Origin of the sequence: Streptomyces sp. NL15-2K (assembly GCF_030551255.1) — a bacterium.
Taxonomy (GTDB): Bacteria; Actinomycetota; Actinomycetes; order Streptomycetales; family Streptomycetaceae; genus Streptomyces.
The window spans coordinates 1,910,010-1,913,707 of record NZ_CP130630.1; the positions used below are offsets into that span (position 1 = coordinate 1,910,010).

At 68.8% G+C, this 3,698-nt stretch carries 3 protein-coding genes; all 3 read right to left on the bottom strand.

Features of this window, described 5'->3' with window-relative positions:
* Positions 1-84 precede the first annotated feature (84 nt).
* Positions 85-1,005 carry a class I SAM-dependent methyltransferase gene (locus tag Q4V64_RS08120; protein WP_124443995.1) on the bottom strand — a complete coding sequence of 307 codons (921 nt, stop codon included), beginning with the start codon at positions 1,003-1,005 and terminating at the stop codon, positions 85-87.
* A 33-nt stretch (positions 1,006-1,038) separates the two neighbouring features.
* Entirely contained in the window at positions 1,039-2,013 is a 975-nt protein-coding gene (locus Q4V64_RS08125; protein ID WP_124443994.1) for a diiron oxygenase, read from the bottom strand.
* A gap of 132 nt (positions 2,014-2,145) precedes the next feature.
* Positions 2,146-3,354 (bottom strand): MFS transporter, encoded by a 1,209-nt coding sequence (locus tag Q4V64_RS08130; protein ID WP_124443993.1) that lies wholly within the window; start codon positions 3,352-3,354, stop codon positions 2,146-2,148.
* Between the last annotated feature and the right edge of the window lie 344 nt (positions 3,355-3,698).

The window sequence follows — 3,698 nt, forward strand, 5'->3', positions numbered from 1 at the left end:
GAGTGGTTCGGTGAGAGGGTGCGGCGGCGCGGGAGGGGAGCCGGGGTCCTGGGGTGACCCCGGCCCCGGCTCCTCTCCCGGCGGTCACTGCTTGACCGCGATGGCGATGGGCAGGACGCCGCCGGCGTTGTAGCGGACCGCCTGGACGGTGAGGCCGGCCGCCTCCAGCTGGGAGCGCACGTCGCTCTCGCTCGCGAAGTTGAGGTAGGTCGCCTGGACGATGTCGCCCATGATGGACAGCTCGCGGCGCAGATCGTCCTCGCCGATCCGGTACTTCGCCCAGGCGGCGGCGTGCTCCGGGGCCTCCCACGGCGGTGGGGGCGGCGGGGTCAGGAAGCTGATCAGCAGCCGGCCGCCGGGCCGCAGCGCCCTGTGGAAGGAGCGGTACAGGTCCGTCAGCCGCGCCGGATCGGACTCGTACATGTTCAGTCCGTTGCTGACCACGAGGTCGAACTCCGCCTCCGCGCCGAGGTTCCAGGCGTCCTCGTGGCGGAAGGAGGTGTGCTCGGCGAGCCCGTGACGCTGGGCGTTCTCCTCGGCGTAGCGCAGGGACTCGGTGTCGAGGTCGACGCCCACCAGCCGGGTGCCGGTCACGTTCCGGTAGTCCTGTTCGAGCAGGTCGTCCATGACGCCGCACGGGACGGACGCGAGGGTGGCGCCGTCGGTGACGTGCTCGGCGATCAGTTCCCTGAAGCGGTGGTAGCGCTCGCGGGCCTGGCACAGCAGGGAGTTGTTGAGCAGCCAGTGTTCCAGCGGGGTGACGGGGCCCTTGGGTCGGTTGCGGAAGATGTACGACGTCCAGTAGCCGTTCAGGCCGCGGTTGTGCAGCAGGAAGCGGCCCAGCTCGAACTGCTGGAGGTGATGGAGGAGTTCGAGGGTGTCCTCCAGGGGCAGGACGAGCCGGTCGGCGGCGCGCAGCCGGCGTTCGATGTCCGCCGTGATCCGCTCGGTCGAGGCCGCGTCGGTGATCCTGGTGCCGGTGTGGTGGGAAACGGTGGATGCCATGGTCGGGTCTCTCCGGGAGTCGGGGCGGGGGCGTCAGACCGTCCAGCCGATGCGGGCGAAGCTGTCGCGTACGGCAGGGTGGGCGAGCATTCCGGCGTTGCCGAGGGCCCTCAGCACGTTCTTGACGATGGGCACGTCGGGGGTGATCTCGAATCCGGCGTAGAGCGACTCCACGGAGGCGCGGGCCTGTTCCCGGTCGCCGATGAGGCTGGCGAGCAGCTCGACGTTGAACCGCTTCTCCGACTCCACGGACAGGTAGAGGGTGACGAACTCGGCCAGGTGGGTGCCGATGGCCTCGCGGTAGTCCTCGGGGATCTCCCGCCACAGGTAGGTCATCAGGTCGAAGAAGAACGCGTAGTGCCGCGACTCGTCGTTCATGTGGTCGTTCACGTAGTACTTGATGGAGGGGTGCACGCCGGGGCTGTTGAAGAACTCAACGAGTTCGCGCACGAGGGTCGTCTCGAAGCAGCAGTTGGCGAGTATCTCGAAGACGTCGTGGTAGCGGGGGGCCAGCTTGGCGCGGATCTCGCCGACCGCGCGCCGGGAGTCCGGGAGCGCGTAGTCGATGTCGCTCAGGTGCGGGTAGCGCTGCCGCAGCTGGAGGATCATGTCCTGGGCAATGTAGACGTGGTAGTACTCGTCGATCATGACCGAGTACGTGTCGAGCCTGGTCTCCTCGGTGAACGTCACGGGCAGGTTTCCGTGCAGGAGCTTGGAGCAGGCGGAGACGATCTCCTTGATCTCCAGGTTCACGATGTCGTGCAGGTACTTGTAGAAGGACTGCACGAGGATCTCGTCCTTGGTGGACTGTCCGAGGCCCTGCACTTCCTTGGCGAGCAGCAGGGGCTGCTTGTCCTCGGGGAAGAAGAAGCCGCTCTGGGTGAAGTCGATGGTCTTGCGGGGGCGGGTGCGGACGGACGAGCGGGCCTCCCACCGCTGCGCGTACTGCGCGGTCAGGCTGGACAGCGTCCGCTCGGACGGGGCGTTCTCCTGGTGGAGGGTGGACATGACGTGCCTCTCCGGGCACACCGGCACGGCAGACGGCCGACGGGCCCTGTGACGACGGGTCGGGCCGGGTGCGGGCGGCGGGGATGCCGCCCGCACCCGCGGGGGTGAGGGGAGGTCGAGGGGCGGGCCGGTTCAGCCGGTCCCGGTCACCGCATCCGACCGGGACGGGGGCTGTTCGCCGGCGGCGGTGCGGGGCCTGAGAAAGGCCAGCGGTGCGGCCACGACGGTGGCCACCGCCATCACCCCGGCCGTGACGACGGCGTCGCCGGTGAACAGGCTGCTGGCCACGCCGGTGAACACGGTCACCAGCAGCGCCCGGCCGCTCATGTTCAGCGAGGACGCCGCTCCCTGCAGCTCGGGAAAGACCTGAAGGGACCGGCCGAAGATCACCGGGTAGACGGCGGCGTAACCGGTGCAGAAGAGGGTGAGCGACACAGTGGTGGACACCGGACCGTCACCGAGGGCGAGGAACAGGGCGACTCCGGCCAGCGTGGCGGCGATGCTGCACGCCACGGTGCGCCCGGGACCGCCGAGCGAGGCCATGATCTTCGTGGCGAAGAGGCTGGTGACCGCGAACGACGCGACGATGACCAGCAGATTACCGGCGAACACCAGCGTGGACAAGCCAAAGGTGTCCATGTACAGGAACGAGCTGGTGGCGATGAAGACCATGTAGGCGGCGAACAGCAGGCTGGGGACGAGTGACGCGGCGACGAACTCCCTGCTGCCCAGCAGCCGCCGGTAGTCGCCCGCCACCTGCCGGGCGCTCACCTTGACCCTATCGGCCTTGGTCTCGGGCAGGAACAGCGCCATGAGCAGCAGCGACACCAGGGTGACGGCGAAGACCACCGCGTAGTTGCCGCGCCAGCCGAGGGTGCGGTTGACCACGCCGCCGAGCGCCGGGGCCGCCGTCATGAAGGTGGACATGGCGGCGTTGGTCAGGCCGAACATCTTCAGCAGTTGGGTGCCCTCGTAGACGTCCGCGATGATCACGAAGACGAGGACGACGGACGTGCTGGCGCCGATGCCCTGCACGAACCGGGACACCAGCAGGAACTCAATGCTGGGCGCCACCGCGCAGCCCAGGGCACCGACCAGCATGACGGCGTTGCCGACCAGCATGACGCCGCGCCGGCCGTACCGGTCGGACAGCGGCCCGTAGGCGAGGGCGCCCAGGCAGTAGCCGAGGAAGTTGTAAGTGACCGTCAGCTGGACCGACGACTCGGAGGCGTCCAGCGCGCGGGCGATGTCGGGGAAGCTGGGCACCGACATGTCCAGCTCGATGATGGTGCCGATCAGCGCCACGACCAGCAGTGTGGGGAGGAATCTGTTCTTGTTCATGGCCTCGTGAGGGAAGGACCCGGGCCGCGGGCGGCCCCGGGTCCGCGCGAGGACGCGACGGACCGGGGGTACGCCGGAGACCGGCCGGGTGAGGTGAAGTGGGCACGTGGAACCGCGCCGTGCCGGAGCGGCAGCGCTCTCGGCAAGGCTCAGCGGTGCGTGGTGAGTCTTCGAATCAGCGGCCACCAGGTGGCCTGCGCGTTGCGCGGCCTGCGGCCCGCCCGCTCGCCACCCGTGGCGCGTGACGCCGACTGCAACGTGACCCCTTCTGAAGCGATCCCTTGGACGAGGTTGTCGTCGCTCATCGTAGGCACACGGTCGCCGGTGGCCACAACTCGTTTTTC

Excerpts from the sequence above, each read along its gene's own strand:
- Q4V64_RS08130 (WP_124443993.1), bottom strand. The coding sequence starts at position 3,354 with ATGAACAAGAACAGATTCCTCCCCACACTGCTGGTCGTGGCGCTGATC.
- Q4V64_RS08125 (WP_124443994.1), bottom strand. The coding sequence starts at position 2,013 with ATGTCCACCCTCCACCAGGAGAACGCCCCGTCCGAGCGGACGCTGTCC.
- Q4V64_RS08120 (WP_124443995.1), bottom strand. The coding sequence starts at position 1,005 with ATGGCATCCACCGTTTCCCACCACACCGGCACCAGGATCACCGACGCG.